Genomic DNA, 20,590 nt, shown 5'->3' on the forward strand with positions numbered 1-20,590 from the left:
AAACCAATAAAAAATTACCATTATGATTAAAACAGTAAACTTACAGAAAATTTTCAAAACCGAAGAAGTAGAAACCTGGGCGTTAAACAATGTCAGTGTAGAAGTGAAAGAAGGCGAGTTTGTAGCCATTATGGGACCATCCGGTTGCGGAAAATCCACTTTGCTCAATATTTTAGGTCTGCTTGATAATCCTACAGGAGGCGAATATTACCTGAATGGGAAAGAAGTATCCAAGTATACGGAATCGCAACGTACCAATCTCCGCAAAGGAGTTATCGGTTTCGTATTCCAGAGTTTCAATCTGATCGACGAGCTGAATGTATACGAGAATATTGAACTGCCATTACTTTACATGGGTATTCCCGCTTCTGAACGTAAACAACGGGTGGAAAAAGCAATGGAACGCATGGCCATCACTCACCGCAGCAAACATTTCCCCCAACAACTCTCAGGAGGTCAGCAACAACGTGTTGCCATAGCACGTGCAGTCGTTGCTAATCCGAAGTTGATTCTTGCCGATGAACCTACCGGTAACCTTGACTCCAAGAATGGTAAAGAAGTGATGGGACTGCTGAATGAACTTAATAAAGAAGGAACTACCATCGTCATGGTGACACACTCCCAACATGATGCAGGATTTGCTGACCGAGTGATTAATCTGTTTGATGGTCAGGTAGTAACAGAAGTAAGTATTTAACTTTAAACAGAATGCAATATCCGGTTATACTGAAACTTATTTTAAGGAGTTGGTGGCGAAATAAACTATTCGCCTCCATCTCCTTATTGAGCTTAGCGATTGGCATTACATGCACTATCTTGCTGATATCATTCGTTACTTATGAGTACACTATAGAATCTTCCAATCCAAGAAAAGAAGATATTTTCCGGCTAACACAAAATGTTCCGGTTATGCAAAAGCAAAAACAAGGGACCTTTGTTTATGGAGGCAGTGTTCCGGACATTGTATCCCAATTCCCGGAAATTGAAAGTTATCTGCGAATGAATGAACTTCAAACGTCAGGTATTCGGGTCGGAAATGAAAAATTCGACAAACAAACAATAGTTAAAGCAGATAGTTCACTACTTCATTTTTTCCCTTTTGAAACAGTATATGGTAATTTGCCTGAAGTATTATCTCACCCCGGTCAAGTAGCCATCAGCGAGAAATTAGCTCGTCTTTATTTTGGAAATGAGAATTATGAAAATCGTACGATTACACTGGAATTGCCCGATACCATTTATACGGTACAAGTAACTGCGGTATTCAGACATTATCCACAAGCCATGTTACAAGCTGATATCCTTACCTCGTTGTCAGATCCTGAACAGGGAAGCTCTTGTATGATTCTCCTGAAAAAAGAAGTCCAGTCAGCCTCATTTCGTCAACGATTTGAAGAAACAGGACTGCCTACTTTGATGGGAAAAGGAAATTATCAGTTGTTAGGTCTGCAAGATTCTTATTTCAATACAGACCTCTCTGATACTTCCCAAACTATGGAACATAGAGAAATTACATTACTCAGCATAGGGCTGTTATCTGCTTTGTTAATATTATCCATAGCCTGTTTTAATTATGTCAATCTTAGTTTTTCACGATTGCTGAAACAGGTTAGAATGCTCCATGTAGAAACATTAATGGGAGCTACCCGTCAATATATACACAAGCAACTATTTGCCGATACTTTTCTGACTGTCATGCTTGCGTTCTTGCTGTCTGTACTGTTGATAAATGATCTTTTACCAGCATTCAACTCTCTTGTAGCAGCGCATTTAACATTCGGTTTCATATTTTCGGGGAAGGTATTGCCATTATTAGCTTTGTTTATTATAATCTTATCTGTCATTCCCGCACTTTACATGAGCAGGAAGATGTATTCTCTATCAGAAAGTAATTACCGCCTGTTCTTTATTGGTAAAAAAAAGAGGCGCATAGTCTCTATACTGATTATACTCCAGTTCATAATATCTATTGCCTTAATGACAACTTTCTTAATTATACGTTCACAATTAAATATGATAGAGAATGAAGGAAAGCGTTATGAAAATATAATTGAACTTGGAGATGGACAGCAACTATCATTACTCCCAATATATAATGATTTAAAAAGTCTACCTGGAATAAAAAGTGCGATTACTACCCGCGGGAACATTTTTGAACCCTGGAGCATGGCAGTACCTGTGAACCAGGAAGGAGAGGAAGAAACACTGGTCATGGTTAATTTGTACAATGAAAGCCCGAAGTTTCAGGAACTATATGACATGACTTTACTTCATCCGGAACGTACTAAAGAACTAATAGCCCAAACCGCTATACCGGTTATTGTCAATGAATCCTTCCAACATCATTTTGTACCCGCAGGAGAAGACCCCATTAGTCAGCCACTGAACAAATACAACAAGAATAATACTCAGCAAGGAGCTATTATTGTAGGAGTAATCAAAGACTTTAAACTGACCTCTTTTAATCAACCGGTAGCCCCATTGCAAATGATCTTGCAAGAAGTCCCCGAGAACCAATGTTATTATATATCTTTAAAGATCGATCCGGACCAACGAGTTGAAACCTTACAAAAGATACGACAACTATGGGAAACACATTTCCCTAATCGTTCTTTTACCGGTACAGATTTGTACATGAAATACTTGTCATTCAATCAAGAAGTAACTAATTTCTCTCAATTATTATTGGTATACTCAATCATAAGCTTATTCTTGACAGCTTTTGGTCTGTTCGGCATAGCATGGTACGCATCCGAACAACGCACTCGGGAGATAGGAATTCGTAAAGTGAACGGTGCTTCCACCTGGCAAATCGTTTGGTTACTTAATCGTCCATTCTTGTGTTATATCTTAATTGCATTTATCATCGCAACTCCCATTGTATATACACTAATGTTGCACTGGATAGAGCAATTCGCTTATAGAGCCCCCATTGGATTGAAAGTTTTTATTCTTCCTCTATTGATAACTTTAGTCATGACAATATGCACTGTTAGCTTTAACAGTTGGCGGGTTGCAAAGTCCAATCCAATAGATGCAATTAAAGAATAGATGAGATCACGGGATCCCGTGACAAAGCTTATCATTTGGTAAAAAAGTAAGAAAATAAAATCTGATTTTCTTGCTTTTTTGCTTTTTATTACCGAATATTGCTATCTATACATAAGTTTGATAACAAAATCATTAATACTACTGAAATGGAAAACACAAATATACTCATTATAAAATTTAGAGACTATATATCTGATGATGAAGTTTATTTCTTTAGAAGTGCCATTATCCAAAAGTTGGAGAATAAGTCAGAAGTCTTATTCCACAATCATTTGGACAAAGATAAATATCGGTATTCCTACCCACTAATACAGTATAAAAAAATCAAGCAGAAAGCAGCCATTGTCTGTATTGACAAAGGAACAGAAGTTATTGGAAGTTTTATATCTCAGTGTGATTTAGATCTTCAGTTAGGAAAAAGAAATCTTAATATGCAAATAGATTCTTTAATCCCATATAAGATTCAAATACAGCAGTGTTCTGAATTAGCCAACTACCATATCCACAAATGGTTACCTCTAAATTCGGATAACTATAGAAAATATTTAAAAATGGATGGTCTCACTGAAAAAGTTACTTTTCTGGAGAATATATTGATTGGTAATCTACTCTCTTTTACAAAAGGAATAAATGTATTTTTAGATTTTCACATTCAATGTAAAATAACCCAAATAAATTTCCCTCAATTAATAATCAACAAAGATGTCAAATTGATGTCTTTCAACATTGATTTTCAATCCAATATATATATACCGGAATATATAGGTATTGGAAAAAGCACAAGTATAGGATATGGAATTGTGACACAACATCATTAATTTAATATTAGATATGATTGAAACTTACAAATCAATAGGAATTTTCATTGACGGGGGCTATTTCTCAAAAATCAATGAAGCATTGGAAGAATCTTTATCACTCAATATTGATATCACTTCTTTTTTTAAATTTATTCAGGAAGAGATTGCTCATGAATACAATTTTAAAAAAGAAGATTGTTGCATAACAGAAAGTCATTATTTCCGTGGACGGTATCGGGTTAATGATGCAAACAATAAACATTTGTTGTTTTGCGAACGCAAATTTGAAGACTCTCTGATTGAAAATGATATTATTTTTCATTATAAACACTTGCGAGAAATACAAAAAAGGGAAGAAAATACGATAGTAGAGAAAGGAATAGATGTTTGGTTTGCCCTTGAAGCTTACGAATTATCATTAATACGTAAATTTGATTTTGTCGTGCTTATTACGGGTGATGCAGACCATGAAATGTTGATAAAAAAACTAAAATCCTTAAAAGTGCGTGTTATTCTATTAACATGGGGTCTGTCATCAAAGTCATCAACAGCCAGACTTTTACAAGAAGAAGCATGTAAACATATTGAATTAAATGAAATTGCCATAGAAAATAAAGATTTAACCAAAAAGATCTGTAAATGCAAACAAAAGAAATAGAAAAATATATATTCCTATTAGGAGGACATGATTTAGAGATGCAAGTCATTGCTCAGATATTAGCAGATAGAAATGTTATATTCAAAGACAATCATTTGCAATGGGATAATGCATTATTGAGTCAATATGAGGAAGACATGCAGCAATATGGTAATAAAGAGCCGTTTATCATCTATGGTGTAGAATTGAAAGAGGATGTTACACCTCCAACTAATTATATCCGAATCGATCATCATAACAATTATGCTACTTATCCTTCGGCTTTAGAGCAAGTAGCTTCTATACTTAATTATACTCTCAACCGATATCAATCATTAGTTGCGGCAAATGATAAAGCTTATATTCCAGGAATGCAAAAAATAGGAGCTAGTTCTGAAGAAATAAATCTAATCAGGCTGGAAGACCGAAAGGCACAGGGGATAACGAAAAATGATGAAATATTGGCCCAAGAAGTAATCAAGAATGGAATAGAAAAAATAGGTGGCTTATATGTTATTTTCACTACAATAAATAGGTTTTCACCCATATGTGACAGATTATATCCTTATGAAAAGTTACTAATCTACACACCAGATGAATTGATATATTATGGAAAAGGAGTAAATTCTATCAAAAAAATACTAGAACTATATATTCCGACAAGTCATATTTTCTGGGGAGGTGGGCTCAATGGGTTTATTGGAATAGAGTGCCATTATCTCACCACAAACGAAATACTCAATATAGTCGAACAGATAAAACAGTTAGAATCATGATATATAGTTATCACATATTCTATTTCCCATTCAAATGGGAAATTAAAGGATTAGAAAATCAAGCATTTTCTGACCAAGTTGACTTAAACAGCATTCAATATAACCAGAATTCTCCTTGGGAACACTCACAAAAGCCAGATCTTGGAGAAGAGGAGTCATTATATAACGAGAAGAACTATTATTATACATTTGTACACAATATATTATATGATGAAGAGCACAGCCCATTTAACCTGATTCACCATTTCGAGCGCAAAGAGCCTAAGATAAGTAATCACATCTACTATTATATAAAGAAAAAAGGGCGTAATAGTCCATATAAGCTCATTGTAGACTCGATGAATATTAATCTATACGCCACAGGTGTTGGATTCTTGTCCTTTTATCTAAAAAATGAAGATTGCACTCAAAATAGCCCGGAAGACATATTGGCTATCAACCAATATGGACGACGTATTATGCCTCCTTTTTTTAATGATACAAGATTACGAAATGAGATTTCTGAATACATTCGGATAGAAGGTTTAAATCAAACCGTTTATTTCGAAGATTTCAAATCATATACTCCCTATGACAGCTGGCAGCCTTCCTCGTCCATAAAAGAGCTGATTGGTGAGTTAACTACCAATTTATCAATTGATCCTATTATAGATGATCGTATGTTTGTGGCAACATGGTACAAAAATAATCAGCTATCTCAGCAATATACAAATAATGCGGAAGCCTACTTTGATTGCCGGAATCCATTTTCAGATTACTGGTATCGGTTTCTGTTTATAGATGGAAGCAATGCCACTTGCCAAAATGAGAAAATGAAAAAAGAACTATTAGAGAAACATACTTATTATCGTTGGCAACAGTGGAGTTCGCTTTATGGTATCAGTAAATATTCATTAGTGTACCTCACTAATTATGAGGTACCTGATTACCTTATCGAATATTTTCAGACAATCTATGCGCGCATGGCCGAACTGGTATTAGTTCAACGTGCTTCCATGTTAAGATTTTCCGGAGAAATCACTAAAGTAAGCCAATTATCCAAGCAGGATGTAGAAGCGGTTTCTAAACGGGTTAGTTCTTTATATAAAGAATATATTCGTTTCGTAAATCAAATCTATTTCCGTGAAATTACGGCTCAAGACCAAGGAATCGAAATGTACAATAAGCTTCACTCTTGCTTGCAAATGGAAAGTTATATAAAGGATTTAGATGGAGAAATAGAAGAACTGCATCAATACATCTCCTTAATGGAAGATCGGGAACGAAACAAAAAAGCGAGTTTGCTTAATGATATTGCGACTCTATTTTTACCCATTACCGTAATTACCGGTTTTTGGGGGATGAATCAAATCAGTGAAGTAATGGAAAAAAATGGGAAACTCTCGACCGGCTTTATCATTCAGTCTCTATTATTAATAATAGGCACACTCTGTGCCATATGTATAATCTATAAAAGAAAAAGAAAACTATGAATTGGAAATTAGTAGAATGTGAAATTGCACTAATCGTATCTCTGACAGTCATTGAATGTGTGAATATAGGGCAGAATCCCACCAAAGACATTACATGTCTTACTGTGTTTCTTTGTATTATGATTGTTTTGTTGCCGCTTATTGGTGTATGGCAACAATGGCATCTCTCATGCTTCCAAAGTCGTCAGAAAGAAAGGGAGCGTCAGGCTAAAGAAGAAGCTGATGCAAAGATGAAAACATGGTTGCTCGCCCGTGAAGCAATAATCAAGGATAAAGAAAAAGAAGAGCTAACCAATAAGATAAATGGATTACAACAAAAATGTGATGGCTTGATAGAAAATCAAGAAAATGAATTGAAAAAATTTTATCTTTCCACTCTTTCTATTATTGGCTCCAAAGACGATCTGAAGTCGATTGATGAAAACTTTAAAAAGATGAAGGATTTCTTTGAAGAATATAAAAAGATAACCAAATAGAGAAAATAATATTATGAATCAGTTAACTGCTATACTAAAACAACACACTCCAATGATTCATTTTCAGCACAATGAATCGGGAGCAACCTTGCGAGCATCGGAAGTTAAACCATTATTAGATAAATTCATTCTTACAAAACTCGGAGATGGAGATATTAGCAAAGGACGGCTTTATGCTAAAAACAGCAATTGGTTAATAGATAATGAGAAAAATTATGCATTAAACTATAAGTTAAGTATATCACTACAAAAAAAAAGTAGATTAGAATATTTAATAACTTCCGGCACATTTCCTCTTCCAACTGAACATCCCTCTAATTTCTTTACGATCCAAAATAGTCCATATTTTGCTCAAGAAAAGTGTGTTGGTGTAAATACAAACTCCACCATTATCTTAAAAAAAAGCAATAATGACCCTCGCAAAAAAGAGGCTGAGTTTAAAGAAAAAAATTGGAGTCAAATAGACAAAAAAGGGCTGGAATGGCAAGATTTTACTATAAAAATTTTCTCTCTAAAGGGTGATTTAATAAATAAAATCCAAACATATTTACCTGCTTTTTTCATATGTCACAATTTCGGTACAAGAAACAACAAAGGTTTTGGCTCGTTTACAGTTGAATGTATCAATAATCAAAAATATATATGTAATGTAGAAGATACCTTAAAAGAAAATTTTTCTTTCGTATATAAGAAACAAATAGCTTTGTCTCACCAAAGTACATTAGATATTATCTATAATCAAATATTTTCAATAATAAAGAAGGATTACCAGATTTTAAAATCTGGATATAATTTCAGGAACGAATATATCAAATCAATTCTATTTTGTTATTTCGTTAGCAAATACCCTAATTATAGATGGGAAAAAAGAAAAATGAAGCAACTAATTAAAGCAAAAGGTTATGAATTGAAAGGAGATCATTCTCCCACTTTTGGAATAAGAGAGAACGACAGTTCATGGAATGATCCTAACCCTAATGGATATAATTATGCTTATATAAGAGCAGTCTTAGGATTAGCAGAGCAATATGAATTCCAATTAGAAACACCGTATAAAAAAGTCGTTGTCAAGATAAAGTCAACTAACAATTGTATCAATCGTTATAAATCTCCTTTGTTATTCAAAATAATCAATAACAGTATTTATTTAGTTGGTAATGAAATAAATACTGAAATACTAAATAAACCATTTCAATATAATTATATAGAAAAAACTAAAAATAGAAATATGAGAACAGGCAAGAGTGAGATAACAGAGCGGCCAATGCATATAAATGAGATCGAAATGAACTATAATAATAGAATTAATTATCATTACACGCCAAGCTCCTTTTCATTGATCGATTTTATGAAATATGCAATGTCCTATAAAAAAAATGGGAAAAACATATTAAATTATATTCCTTTAAAATAATAACGCCATGAAATACATTGCAATCACTTTAGGCCCCATTACCCATACCATCGAAATGGCTGAAAGCACCAAAGAGCTTTGGGCAGCCAGTTATTTCTTCTCTTATCTTGCTAAAAAGATAGTAGAACCATTCGTAAAAAAGAATCGTTCCTTTCAACTACCTCTTATCAATGAAGAGATGCAAAAGCCTCATTGCGGTGCCGGTTTGTTTCCTGATCGATACATTTTTAAGTCTGAACCCGGAGATTTGGAGTTGCTTAAACAACACTCTGAGCAGGTATTAATCAAAATAGCCGGTCATATCGCTTCTCCTAACTTGCCGGGTACAGCTAAAGATGTATCTCAAGTATATCGTTATTTAAAATCGTATATCAAAATATATTTTATTGAACTCACATTAGAGTCAAACGATCCTTATGTAGTAATTCCGGCTTGTGAAAAATACCTTAATGTTATTGAGAATCAAGAAACATTTCCAGAACAGGAAGAGACCATGATATCCCTTCAAAAAAGCGATTTCTTAAAATTCTTGATAACCAATGTCAACGGTAAAATATATCGAAAAGATAAAAATTCGATTCCCCATTTTACCGGATCTTTTCTCACAAAAGATGCATTTGGTGATACGGACGGAGAAAGATTGTTTGAGTCCATTCTTGAAATATCAGCATCCGAATTAAACATAAACATCCAACAAAAAGCATTAGAAGTAATTACAGCAAACGGAGAAAGCAAAGATGGAAAATATAGCGAACGGATCTGGGATGCGGAAGAAATCATCCTAAACGACTACAAAGCACTACTTAGACCATATCATAAATATATTGCTATTATTAAGTCAGATGGTGATTCAATGGGTGAAACTATAAAAAGCATGGGAGCGTACAACATCCCTATAACCCAACTTAGTAAAGCCTTACTAAGCTTCAACATCGAATCTATTAACGAAATCGTAGCTTATGGAGGAAAGCCAATTTTCATTGGTGGAGATGATTTGCTGTGCTTTGCACCCGTATGTTGCAATGGTAATAATGTATTCAGTCTTGTTGAAAAACTGAGTGCTTGTTTTGACCAATGTATAAATCGACACTTACATCAATACATCAACGCTTGTTCAGAAATTCACAGGCCCTTACCAAGTCTCTCATTTGGCATTTCAATTACTTATCATAAATATCCCATGTTTGAAGCATTGCATACAACGGATAGTTTGTTAGAGATAGTGGCCAAAGACAACTTGTTTAAATATACATTAAGCAATAAGAAGATACTTAATGAAAACATGAAGCGTTTCATTTTAAAAAATAAATTAGCTTTCTCTTTACAAAAACATAGTGGACAAATCTATCAGACCGCAATGTCTAAAAAAGGGGAAAGCTACACCCAGTTTAATATACTACTTCGAAAGTATATACGGAAAGATAAAGATACGAGCAATACGCAAGAATCAGAAAAATTCCTCTCATCCGTCATCCAAATGGTCAGAATACATGCTGAAATATTACAAATCATTCTTCAGAATGAGGACAATCAAGTTGAGATGTTAAAGAACTATTTCGACAATAACTTTAATGAGCCCTGCCACCAGGGCTATACTGGTTTGTTCGAAGATATTCAAATGCTTCTTCGCCTTAGATATCAAGAAAACATTCAAGATTATCAAGAAAGGAATGAAATTATCCGGAAAAATACGGTTCTGACATCAGATGAAAAAGAACAATTAATAGTCTCTCCCGCCATGGATGCTATCAATATGATTTTCACAGCTTTACAATTTATTCACTTCATAAATTATAATAAAGATGAATAGACATTATTTAATAACATTGACTCCGATGGATTGGTTTTTCTTTGGAGGAGAAAGAACATTGGATGATGGAAAGAGTGCAGACTATATATCATATTCAAATAAATTCCCTCAACAGTCCGCTCTTTTAGGCATGATCCGTTACCAATTGCTGAAGCAGCACAATTTACTGTCCCAATTTCCTTATAAAGAGAATAACCCGACAGAAAAAGAGATGATAAAAGCACTGATTGGCGAACAGAGTTTCAGAATGACCGAAAGAAAGGCAGATTCACTTGGCTTAGGTGTCATTAAACAGATTTCTCCGCTCATGCTCGTAGAATGCAAGAATGATACTTCGCCACGCTCTATCTACTTGCCATTGCCATTAGACGATGGATACAAAGTATCATTTAATGAAACAAGCAGTGCAGACCGAGTTTTCTACAATGGAATTGAATGCCCGATTCCCAATGTGTATTTGGCTTCCGGAGAGCAAGATTCCGATATTCAAGAAAAATTTTTCGATCATAAAACTTACAATAATTATCTTTTCTGGTGCACCCAAGAAAATAATCAGATAAAAAAATTACTATCTGATGAAATATGGATAAGCAAAATGCAAATCGGTATTACCAAACATGTGGAAGAGGGTGAAAATAACGACAAAAGCTTTTATAAACAGGAGTTCCTTCAATTGAAAAAAACATTTATGTATGCCTTCTATATCACCTTATCGGGAGAATCAGAGCTATCTTCCGATATTATCCAATTAGGAGGACAACGTTCTGTATTCCGCATGGAAGTAGAAGTAATAGAAGAGAATAGTGATATACAAAAAAAACACCAAGCAGCTGCTCAGTTTCTGGCTCAAAGCGATCGTCTTCTAATACTGAGTCCAACTTATGTAGATAACCTGAAGGATCTTTCTGCTTTATGTAACTTTATGTGGAGCGACTCCATTGTCTTTCGTAATATTCAAACGACTAACGCAAGCAACTTTTATGGTAAACCGATCAAAAGTAGTAGTAAATACCACTTCTTAAAGCCGGGGTCAGTACTTTATTTTAAGCAAGGGAAACGCGAAGAAGTCGAGAAACTATTGATGGATTACACTTATCTCCGTTTATCTGGTTATAACACATATATATAAAAACTAAAAAACAAATCATATGGCAACAAGAATGTATGTAATTAACACCCTGAGCAACATGCATGTAGGCAGTGGTGAGGTCAATTATGGAGTGATAGACAATCTGATTCAGCGTGACTCTGTCACTAATCTACCCAATATCAATTCTTCCGGTTTGAAAGGAGCTATACGCGAATATTTCAAGGGAAATGAAGATTTAGTAAGAGAATTATTCGGCAGTGCTCCCAAAGATGAACAAACACTTCCCGGAAAAGCGCGTTTCTTTGAAGCCAACCTCCTGTCAATGCCAGTAAGAAGTGACAAGGTGCCATTTCTGATGGCTACCTCAGACGAGATACTTCAAGAATTGATAACCAAAATGAAGTTTTTTAACTGCGAAGAAGCCACTCAATACATATCCCATCTGTCCTCATTGCTCGACCATATAAAAACACAAGCGAAAGGTGCCGATTTTGCGTACGTGTTTGATAATTCACTGCAAGATGCAATTATTGAAGAAGTTTCTATACGGGCTACTTATCCAAGCCATATCCAACTTGAAAAGCCTCTAATGAAGCTTTTAGGAGATAGACTGGTGATTTTATCACATAAATATTTCTCTATACTATCCGATGACAATCATCTTCCAGTCCTGTCACGCAATAATCTTGAAAACGGGCAGAGTGCCAATTTGTGGTATGAACAGGTTTTACCCCGCTATAGCCGACTTTATTTTATGTTAATGGACGGAAATGCACAAGGTGAGTATCTGAAAAAATTCAGAGATACTCTATGTACCCCTTCTACCATTATTCAAATAGGAGCTAACGCCAGTATAGGGTACGGTTACTGCCAAATATCAGAATTATCACCTTTTTAACAAAAGATAGAAATGAAAATCAGTAAAAAGCTAATTGAGTACGCTATTGAAGCACTTAGAGCGAACAATATTATCACCAACGACAATCAATATCCCAAGGTCTTTAAGGGATATATCTCTTCGTTTGGAGCAGCTGTCATCCAATCCGGTCTGATTCCAGCCATTATTTTCTTTGAAAACGAAGATAATGATGCCGACGCTGACAGACATAAAATCATTGGAGTTTTAAAAGATATCATCAATGCTATGCGTCAGCAATATACTGTAACCGATGTGACCATACTTGTGTCAAGTCAGATTCCTACAAATAATTCTATGGCACAGTATATCATAGAACATGGGAACACTGATCAACTGCTAAAAGAGATAACAGAAGCAGCTGTTGCCATGAAATTAGCATTAAGAATGTATAAAAGTAAATGATTATGCCTAAAAACTATACTTTACAAAACGCCTCCAATTTAGGTTGGCTATTCTATAAAGGCTATTATAGACAAGAACCGAATGTAGATTTCATTTCTACACAAGGAAAAGAAAGTGATACAACTGCTGATTTCTTCAGAAAAACCAATCAGAGAATCACTGCTTATCAATTAAATTCCGAATCACCATTAGTTTCAGCATTCAATAACCATTTTGGTACACCGTTGCAACTAAAAACCATTTATCCGGGTTTAATAACAGGTAGCGGACTTCCACATCAGACAGGCAGTAAAGGAGAATCTAAATTAGGATTTCAATTTGATTATACTACCGGACTTCCCTATATTCCTGGATCATCTATTAAAGGAACTTTACGCAGTATGTTTCCTTTTTCATTGAAAGATAAAGGCTCTACTAAACGTATTTTACCGGAATATAGAAAAGAACGTATGGAATATATCCGAGATTTAATAATAGAAGTAACCAATATAAATGAAATTTCAGATACAGAAATTCAGGCATTAGAATATGCCATATTCACTAACAGCACTCCATCTGGCCAAACGATAGAATTCTCTCTTAAAGAAAAAGATGTCTTCTATGATGCTTTTGTTGCAGATTCAAAGGATGGAGTAATGTTAAGCGATGACTATATCACTCCTCATGGTGAGAATCCATTAAAAGATCCCAAACCTATTTTATTCTTAAAGATCAGACCTGATGTAACAATAAACTTTTATTTCAAATTGTGTACTACTCACTTATACAAAGAAAAGGTATGTAGTTCAAAACAAATAGAAGAAATTAAAAAACAAAATGATTTCTCTTCTTCGGACTACAAAATGATTACGGCACACCAAAAGCGAAATCTATTTGAGAAAATTCTCCTTTGTATCGGAATCGGAGCTAAAACCAATATAGGATACGGACAATTAAAGAAACTTTAAATGAATTTATAATTTAAATATGCCCGATTATTATCATTCCATTACCACCCTCCATGCTCTACAGAATGCATGGAGGGCTGTGCGAGCCAAAAATGCGGCAGGAGGGGTTGATGGATTCACTTTATCTCATTTTGAGATGCGTTTGAACGATAATTTGATTGAATTACAACATGAACTTATTTCCCAAACATGGAATCCCGAACCTTACCTACGAATAGAAATTACTAAGAATGAAACAGAAAAACGTAAATTAGGATTATTGTGCATCAAGGACAAAATAGTACAACAAGCCATTAAAATAGCCATTGAACCTCAGTTAGAGAAAACCTTTTTAAATCTCAATTACGGTTACCGCCCCAACAAAGGTCCGGAACGAGCTATCAAACGGGTCGTACACGATTTAAAGAAGTTAAAGAGTGGTTATGTAGCCAAATTAGATATAGACAACTATTTCGATACGATCAATCATGAACGGCTCTTCACTCGTCTTGCCAATTGGCTAAAAGATGATGAAACACTCAGATTGATCCGTCTATGTATCCAAACAGGAATAGTTACTCCGCAACTGCAATGGCAAGAAATAGATAAAGGAGTACCTCAAGGAGCTATACTATCTCCTTTATTGGCAAACTTTTATCTTCACCCTTTTGATCAGTTTGTTGCCAATAAAGTCCCTATGTATATACGCTACGCAGACGATTTTCTAATCGCTACATCCACAGAAAAACAAATAAAAGAAGCTGTAGAATTAATAAAAGAAGAACTGGAAAGCCAATTTTATTTACAACTCAATACACCGATAATACATAATTTCCATGATGGGATAGAATTTCTTGGAATCACAATCTCTGATACGGGTTTATCCATCACAGAAAAAAAGAAAAAGACGTTACAAGAGAAAATCAATTCAATCAAATTTATAAAATCGTCATTGTCCTCTCAAAGTAAAGAGATGCTTCAAGGTATAAAAAATTACTATGCCAAATTGCTCCCTGAAAATACTTTAAAGGAATTGGATTGCTTCTTAATGAACCGGCTCAATGCATTGATTATTCGAAACCAAAACTCTATTAATAACAAAAAAGAATTAGTTTCGAATCTTCAAAAAATAGAATTCTATTCAGAAAATAGTAACAAAAACAAATCTCAACTGATACAACAATTATGTAGTACATATATCGTACACTCTACAAAATCAAAGACTCGGTTAACCAGTGCCCATATTAATAATACAAAGCTAATCACACAAAAAAAGAAAGAATATCAGAAACGTGAAAATGAAGGTGCAGAATTAGTGATAAGTATCCCAGGTAGCTACATAGGGGCCACTTATAAAGGAATTACGGTAAAATTGCAAGGCAAGATTATTAATAAGCCTTCTCCTGCTTTGAAACACATTACGGTAGTAGGTAGAGGGATAAGTCTCTCAAGCAATGCAATTACGTATTGCATGAACCATAAAATCCCGATTGACTTTTTCGATAGTAGAGGAAAACAATATGGCACTGTACTAAATCCTGTATTTTTGGATGTAACTTTGTGGAATAAACAAGTAGCACTTCCTTTGGAACAAAAAATAAAACTTGCTACTCAAATTATTATCGGTAAATTAAAAAATCAATTAAATCTGATTAAGTATTACCATAAATACCATAAAGATATTTTAGGAGGAAAGTTATCTGAAAAATATGTGGAAGTTGTATTAAAGATAGACAAGCTAATAGAGAAAGCTAAAAATTATTCTCAGAGAAATGAAAAATATACAGCAGAATTAATGGCCATTGAGTCACAGGCTGCTATAGCATATTGGTCGTACATACGAGTTTTAACAGCTGATGACGGGATTGATTTTATCCGCCGTGAGCACCAAGGTGCCACCGATTTACTTAATTCTTTATTAAACTATGGCTATGCTATTCTATATGCTCGTGTCTGGAAAAATATTCTTGCGGCCAAACTAAATCCATCCATCGGGGTGCTTCATGCAAAGCAAGATGGCAAACCTACTTTAGTATTTGATGTTGTGGAGCTATTTCGCGCTCAAATGGTAGATAGAGTAGTAGTTAGTCTTATTCAAAAAAAAGTTTCTTTAAAAATGCATGACGGTCTATTAAATGAATCATCCAAACGAGCTTTGATCCGATATATATTAGAGCGACTCAATCGGTATGAAAAATATAGAGGAGAAGAAATAACCTTCTCTCAAATAATTTTAAGACAAGCCCAAGAAATTGCACTTTTTATTTCTGGAGACAATTTAATATTTAAACCTTATGTTGCGAAATGGTAAAAGCTAAGAAAATTTTCTGTGTTGTAGCATACGATATTCAAGATGACCGAAGTCGTATACAAATATCAAAAATATTAGAAAAGTATGGAACACGTATCAACTATAGTGTTTTTGAATGTATGTTTACAGACAGAGAATTTCAGAAGATCCAAATTAATTTAGAAAGATGGATTAACAGGCGTTATGACACTGTGGTATATTATCCGATGTGCATCAATTGCTATACAAGAATTATATATCAACCTATACGAAAAAAGATAATTAAAACCGTCGAAATAGTCTAAACCTCTTGCGAAAATGAGAATTTGTTTAATTCATTGATTTTCTGCTTATTATTTTAAATGAGAAATAATATATAATGTATAAAAGCTACGAAAAAACTAGCTTTTCTGTATATTAGTAAATCATTTGCGAAAAAAAACAAATAAGTAATTCGTTCTTTGACATAATGCATTTATTATCTGATAATTATAAATATAAGATTAATCTTATTTTCGAAATAGGCTATAATATAACAAATAAAGCAGGCATTTGCGAATAATGAATCGATCATATCAAAGTGATAATCAATTAAATATCTCTATATTCTACAAATTATTTATTTAAATTATAGAAAAAAGGAGTATATTTGCGAAAATTTAGTTCAATATGAATCTATATATCTGAATAACAAGTTATTATATATTTACCCCTATAGAACACACATTATTTAATAATTTGATTATCAATATATGTAGATGTATTCCAGTATAATAAGGATTAAGACATTTATTCCAATACAGACTGCCAATAGGCTTTTTCATATGTAGATGTATTCCAGTATAATAAGGATTAAGACAACTTGCGGCTGACCGCTGTTTGCTACATTTTCCATGAATGTAGATGTATTCCAGTATAATAAGGATTAAGACGTTTGTACTAGCTAATGTTTTGTGGCCGTCTTCCTTAATGTAGATGTATTCCAGTATAATAAGGATTAAGACTTTTTTATTAGCCTAAGATTATTTTACATTTTAGGTTCATGTAGATGTATTCCAGTATAATAAGGATTAAGACAATGCCGCTTTAAGCACCATTGGATTTTCTTGAGATGTAGATGTATTCCAGTATAATAAGGATTAAGACAAGGTATATGACGCTAAAACAAACGGTCCAATAATTATGTAGATGTATTCCAGTATAATAAGGATTAAGACTCCAGTCCTTTAAGCCCATGCGCCAGCAAACAGAAATGTAGATGTATTCCAGTATAATAAGGATTAAGACTTAATTATGAAAACAATTTGTTTTAAGCTCTTTTATGTAGATGTATTCCAGTATAATAAGGATTAAGACGCAACTGCAAAGCACAAATCAACTAAAGTTTTGAGTGATGTAGATGTATTCCAGTATAATAAGGATTAAGACAAACAAAGATTTCTTTTTAACGACCGCGTACCCATGTAGATGTATTCCAGTATAATAAGGATTAAGACGTTTTATTCGTATGGATTATAGATAACAGGCTGGCAGATGTAGATGTATTCCAGTATAATAAGGATTAAGACAGTTCAGCATTTTCATTCTTCTGTTACTAAAATATATGTAGATGTATTCCAGTATAATAAGGATTAAGACAATCACGGCTTTTACAACAACTTCCTTACCTTCCATATGTAGATGTATTCCAGTATAATAAGGATTAAGACATTCAAACCGTCGGTTTATCGAATAAGCGCTAAAAGAGTATGTAGATGTATTCCAGTATAATAAGGACTAAGACACTGGAATCCAAGCTGAGGCAACTCGTGATAAGCAGCTTCCGCTTTTTAAATTGAGAGTCTGTCTATTTGATCAATTATACGGAGAATCCTTGTATCTGGACAAAGATAATCATAAGCGGACACAAAGGTATCTTAAAAATAAAAAGGATTATGTTGTTCTACATAATCCCTTCTATATTTTTATTCTTAATTGTTGTTTATAAAAGATCAAGTGCCTTGAAACATTTCACCAACTTACCGATAGCAAAGTCAATCTGTTCTTTGGAATGTGTAGCCATTAATGAGAAGCGAATCAACGTATCGTTCGGAGAACATGCGGGAGGAACTACCGGATTTACAAATACGCCCTCGTCAAATAACATTTTGGTTACCATAAATGTCTTCTCCATATCACGTACATATAGCGGAATAATAGGAGTGGAGGTGTGCCCGATTTCGAAACCAAGCTCACGGAAACACTTTAAAGAGTAATTGGTAATGTCCCATAAGTGTTCGATACGTTCTGGCTCGTTTTTCATAATCTGGAGTGCGGCACGAGCAGCGGCAGTGGCAGCAGGCGTATTACTTGCACTGAAGATATACGAACGGGAATTATGACGCAAATAATTAATAATGGATTCATCAGCAGCTATAAAACCACCGATAGCAGCCAATGACTTACTGAATGTACCCATGATAAGATCCACTTCTTTAGTCAACCCAAAATGATCACAAGTACCACGTCCGTTATTGCCCAGAACTCCCAAGCCGTGTGCTTCGTCTACCATGATATTGGCATCATATTTCTTAGACAAACGAACGATCTCAGGCAAATTGGCTATATCACCTTCCATACTGAATACTCCATCTACTACAATCAGTTTCACTGCATCCGGACGACACTTCTGCAACTCCTTCTCAAGAGATTCCATGTCGTTGTGCTTAAACTTAAGGATAGTAGAAAAAGAGAGGCGACGTCCTTCAACAATAGAAGCGTGGTCAAGTTCGTCACAGATCACATAATCTTCACGACCTGTCACACACGAAACTACACCCAAATTTACCTGAAATCCTGTGGAATAAATGATAGCATCTTCTTTGCCAACAAATTCGGCCAGTTCTTTCTCCAATTGAAGATGAAGGTCAAGTGTACCGTTCAGAAAACGCGATCCGGCACAACCCGTACCATATTTGCGGGTAGCTTCAACAGCAGCCTCAATTACTTTCGGATGATTAGTCAGGCCTAAGTATGAGTTCGAGCCAAACATTAACACCTTTCTGCCACTCATTATCACCTCTGTGTTCTGTTCACTTTCGATACAACGAAAGTATGGATATACGCCTTTAGCCTTTATCTGCTGAGGGAGGTCGTATTTAGCTAACTTCTCTTGTAATAATCCCATGAATAGTTATTTATATAATTCGCTTATTGACTACCTTATTTATAATAGTCTAAATCCTTTTTCCTTAACAAGTGTTTAAAACAGGGGGCAAAGATAACAAAATATGTTTTTAGCTGTTCTTTTTCTATGAAAAAATATACTCTTTATAGTTTTAGAAAGCTGGGAAAGGGCAAAAATTAAGATATTTATATTACTTTTGTCGACCACAACATATAAATGATGGAACCAACTTGCATGATCGAAAACAAGAAAAAAATAATATTCATCGTTAATCCAATTTCGGGTACACAAAGTAAGGAACTTGTTCTGAGTCTACTGGATGAGAAGATAGATAAGGATAAGTATACTTGGGAAATTGTGTATACCGAAAGAGCCGGACATGCAATCGAAATAGCAGCAGATGCGGCAGATAGCCACACAGATATAGTAGTGGCTGTAGGAGGCGATGGAACAATCAATGAGATTGCCCGTTCGCTGGTACATACCAATACGGCATTGGGCATCATTCCTTGCGGCTCCGGAAACGGATTGGCACGACATCTTCAAATTTCGATGGATCCGCGTAAAGCACTTGAGATTTTGAATGACGGATTAGTTGATATTATAGATTATGGAAAAATAAATGGTACAGACTTTTTTTGCACCTGCGGAGTAGGATTTGATGCTTTTGTCAGTCTGAAATTTGCCAATGCGGGTAAACGCGGACTCCTGACTTATCTGGAAAAAACTCTGCAAGAAAGCCTGAAGTATCAACCAGAAACCTATGAACTGGAAACAGAAGACGGTACTTCCAGATACAAAGCCTTCCTGATAGCTTGCGGCAATGCTTCACAATATGGAAATAATGCTTATATAGCTCCACAAGCTACGTTGACAGACGGTTTGTTAGACGTAACCATTCTTGAACCATTTACCGTACTGGATGTTCCGGCACTGGCTTTCCAACTCTTCAATAAAACAATTGACCAAAACAGCCGAATTAAAACCTTCCGTTGCAAGAAATTGTGCATCCACCGCAGTTCACCGGGAGTAGTCCATTTTGACGGTGATCCGATGCAGGCTGATGAAGATATCAAGATAGAGCTGATTCAGAAAGGATTACGAGTCGTTGTACCTACCGATAAAAAAAAAGATAATTCCAACGTACTGCAAAAAGCACAAGAATATGTGAATGGTATCAAGCTGATGAATGAAGCCATCGTAGAAGACATAGCACATAAAAACAAAGTTATTTTGAAAAAAAATAAGCAGCTGATACAAAAGCTTACTAAAAAATAGCCCTTTAGAAATAGTACAGAATCCGAATTAATATGTACTTTTGCAGACTACTTTAACAAAAATATAAAAATAATATATTAAAT

17 protein-coding genes and 1 CRISPR repeat array are annotated in these 20,590 nt (G+C 34.6%); of the genes, 16 read left to right on the forward strand and 1 reads right to left on the reverse strand.

Annotated features, from left to right (window positions below; all coding sequences use genetic code 11):
- Positions 1-22: 22 nt before the first annotated feature.
- From G7Y45_RS13535 to cas2, 15 genes are all read left to right on the forward strand, one after another.
- A complete protein-coding gene (locus G7Y45_RS13535) occupies positions 23-697 on the forward strand; it encodes an ABC transporter ATP-binding protein (protein ID WP_005777825.1) in 675 nt (224 codons plus the stop codon).
- 11 nt (positions 698-708) lie between these two features.
- Complete coding sequence (locus G7Y45_RS13540; protein WP_005806221.1) at positions 709-3,051, forward strand: ABC transporter permease; 2,343 nt, start codon at positions 709-711, stop codon at positions 3,049-3,051.
- A gap of 146 nt (positions 3,052-3,197) precedes the next feature.
- Entirely contained in the window at positions 3,198-3,869 is a 672-nt protein-coding gene (locus G7Y45_RS13545; RefSeq protein ID WP_044300839.1) for a CRISPR-associated endonuclease Cas6, read from the forward strand.
- A gap of 13 nt (positions 3,870-3,882) precedes the next feature.
- Positions 3,883-4,509, forward strand: coding sequence for an NYN domain-containing protein (locus G7Y45_RS13550; protein ID WP_165017143.1), 627 nt, complete (start codon positions 3,883-3,885; stop codon positions 4,507-4,509).
- A complete protein-coding gene (locus tag G7Y45_RS13555) occupies positions 4,491-5,264 on the forward strand; it encodes a hypothetical protein (RefSeq protein ID WP_044300836.1) in 774 nt (257 codons plus the stop codon). Before G7Y45_RS13550 ends, G7Y45_RS13555 begins: the two co-directional genes overlap by 19 nt.
- A complete protein-coding gene (locus tag G7Y45_RS13560) occupies positions 5,261-6,736 on the forward strand; it encodes a CorA family divalent cation transporter (protein WP_165017140.1) in 1,476 nt (491 codons plus the stop codon). The genes G7Y45_RS13555 and G7Y45_RS13560 overlap by 4 nt, the downstream gene beginning before the upstream one ends.
- Positions 6,733-7,212 carry a hypothetical protein gene (locus G7Y45_RS13565; protein WP_044299282.1) on the forward strand — a complete coding sequence of 160 codons (480 nt, stop codon included), beginning with the start codon at positions 6,733-6,735 and terminating at the stop codon, positions 7,210-7,212. Before G7Y45_RS13560 ends, G7Y45_RS13565 begins: the two co-directional genes overlap by 4 nt.
- A 13-nt stretch (positions 7,213-7,225) precedes the next feature.
- Positions 7,226-8,626, forward strand: a complete 1,401-nt coding sequence (locus G7Y45_RS13570; RefSeq protein ID WP_165017137.1) for a hypothetical protein — start codon at positions 7,226-7,228, stop codon at positions 8,624-8,626.
- Positions 8,627-8,633: 7 nt separating this feature from the next.
- Positions 8,634-10,436: a type III-B CRISPR-associated protein Cas10/Cmr2 gene (gene cas10 / locus G7Y45_RS13575; RefSeq protein ID WP_044299437.1), complete on the forward strand. Its 1,803-nt coding sequence runs from the start codon at positions 8,634-8,636 to the stop codon at positions 10,434-10,436.
- Positions 10,429-11,565 (forward strand): type III-B CRISPR module-associated Cmr3 family protein, encoded by a 1,137-nt coding sequence (locus G7Y45_RS13580; RefSeq protein WP_044299436.1) that lies wholly within the window; start codon positions 10,429-10,431, stop codon positions 11,563-11,565. The genes cas10 and G7Y45_RS13580 overlap by 8 nt, the downstream gene beginning before the upstream one ends.
- A gap of 19 nt (positions 11,566-11,584) precedes the next feature.
- Positions 11,585-12,424, forward strand: a complete 840-nt coding sequence (cmr4, locus tag G7Y45_RS13585; protein ID WP_044299435.1) for a type III-B CRISPR module RAMP protein Cmr4 — start codon at positions 11,585-11,587, stop codon at positions 12,422-12,424.
- Between the two features lie 12 nt (positions 12,425-12,436).
- Entirely contained in the window at positions 12,437-12,847 is a 411-nt protein-coding gene (locus G7Y45_RS13590; RefSeq protein ID WP_044299434.1) for a type III-B CRISPR module-associated protein Cmr5, read from the forward strand.
- A 2-nt stretch (positions 12,848-12,849) separates the two neighbouring features.
- The gene (gene cmr6 / locus G7Y45_RS13595; protein ID WP_165017134.1) at positions 12,850-13,794 is read left to right on the forward strand and encodes a type III-B CRISPR module RAMP protein Cmr6; all 945 of its coding nucleotides are present in this window, start codon (positions 12,850-12,852) and stop codon (positions 13,792-13,794) included.
- A gap of 19 nt (positions 13,795-13,813) precedes the next feature.
- Positions 13,814-16,084 carry a CRISPR-associated endonuclease Cas1 gene (gene cas1 / locus G7Y45_RS13600; protein ID WP_165017131.1) on the forward strand — a complete coding sequence of 757 codons (2,271 nt, stop codon included), beginning with the start codon at positions 13,814-13,816 and terminating at the stop codon, positions 16,082-16,084.
- Entirely contained in the window at positions 16,078-16,368 is a 291-nt protein-coding gene (gene cas2 / locus G7Y45_RS13605; RefSeq protein ID WP_044299430.1) for a CRISPR-associated endonuclease Cas2, read from the forward strand. Before cas1 ends, cas2 begins: the two co-directional genes overlap by 7 nt.
- A gap of 447 nt (positions 16,369-16,815) precedes the next feature.
- A CRISPR array of direct repeats spans positions 16,816-17,846; the repeat unit is 35 nt; unit sequence ATGTAGATGTATTCCAGTATAATAAGGATTAAGAC.
- A gap of 198 nt (positions 17,847-18,044) precedes the next feature.
- On the opposite strand, the gene G7Y45_RS13610 is transcribed toward cas2, so the two are convergent.
- A complete protein-coding gene (locus G7Y45_RS13610) occupies positions 18,045-19,229 on the reverse strand; it encodes an aminotransferase class I/II-fold pyridoxal phosphate-dependent enzyme (protein WP_005777827.1) in 1,185 nt (394 codons plus the stop codon).
- A gap of 219 nt (positions 19,230-19,448) precedes the next feature.
- Here G7Y45_RS13610 and G7Y45_RS13615 point away from each other — a divergent pair, with 219 nt between their 5' ends.
- Positions 19,449-20,507: a diacylglycerol kinase family protein gene (locus tag G7Y45_RS13615; RefSeq protein WP_005806223.1), complete on the forward strand. Its 1,059-nt coding sequence runs from the start codon at positions 19,449-19,451 to the stop codon at positions 20,505-20,507.
- Positions 20,508-20,590 lie beyond the last annotated feature (83 nt).

It is taken from the genome of Bacteroides sp. ZJ-18, assembly GCF_011038705.2.
In the GTDB taxonomy this organism is placed as follows: Bacteria; Bacteroidota; Bacteroidia; order Bacteroidales; family Bacteroidaceae; genus Bacteroides; species Bacteroides hominis.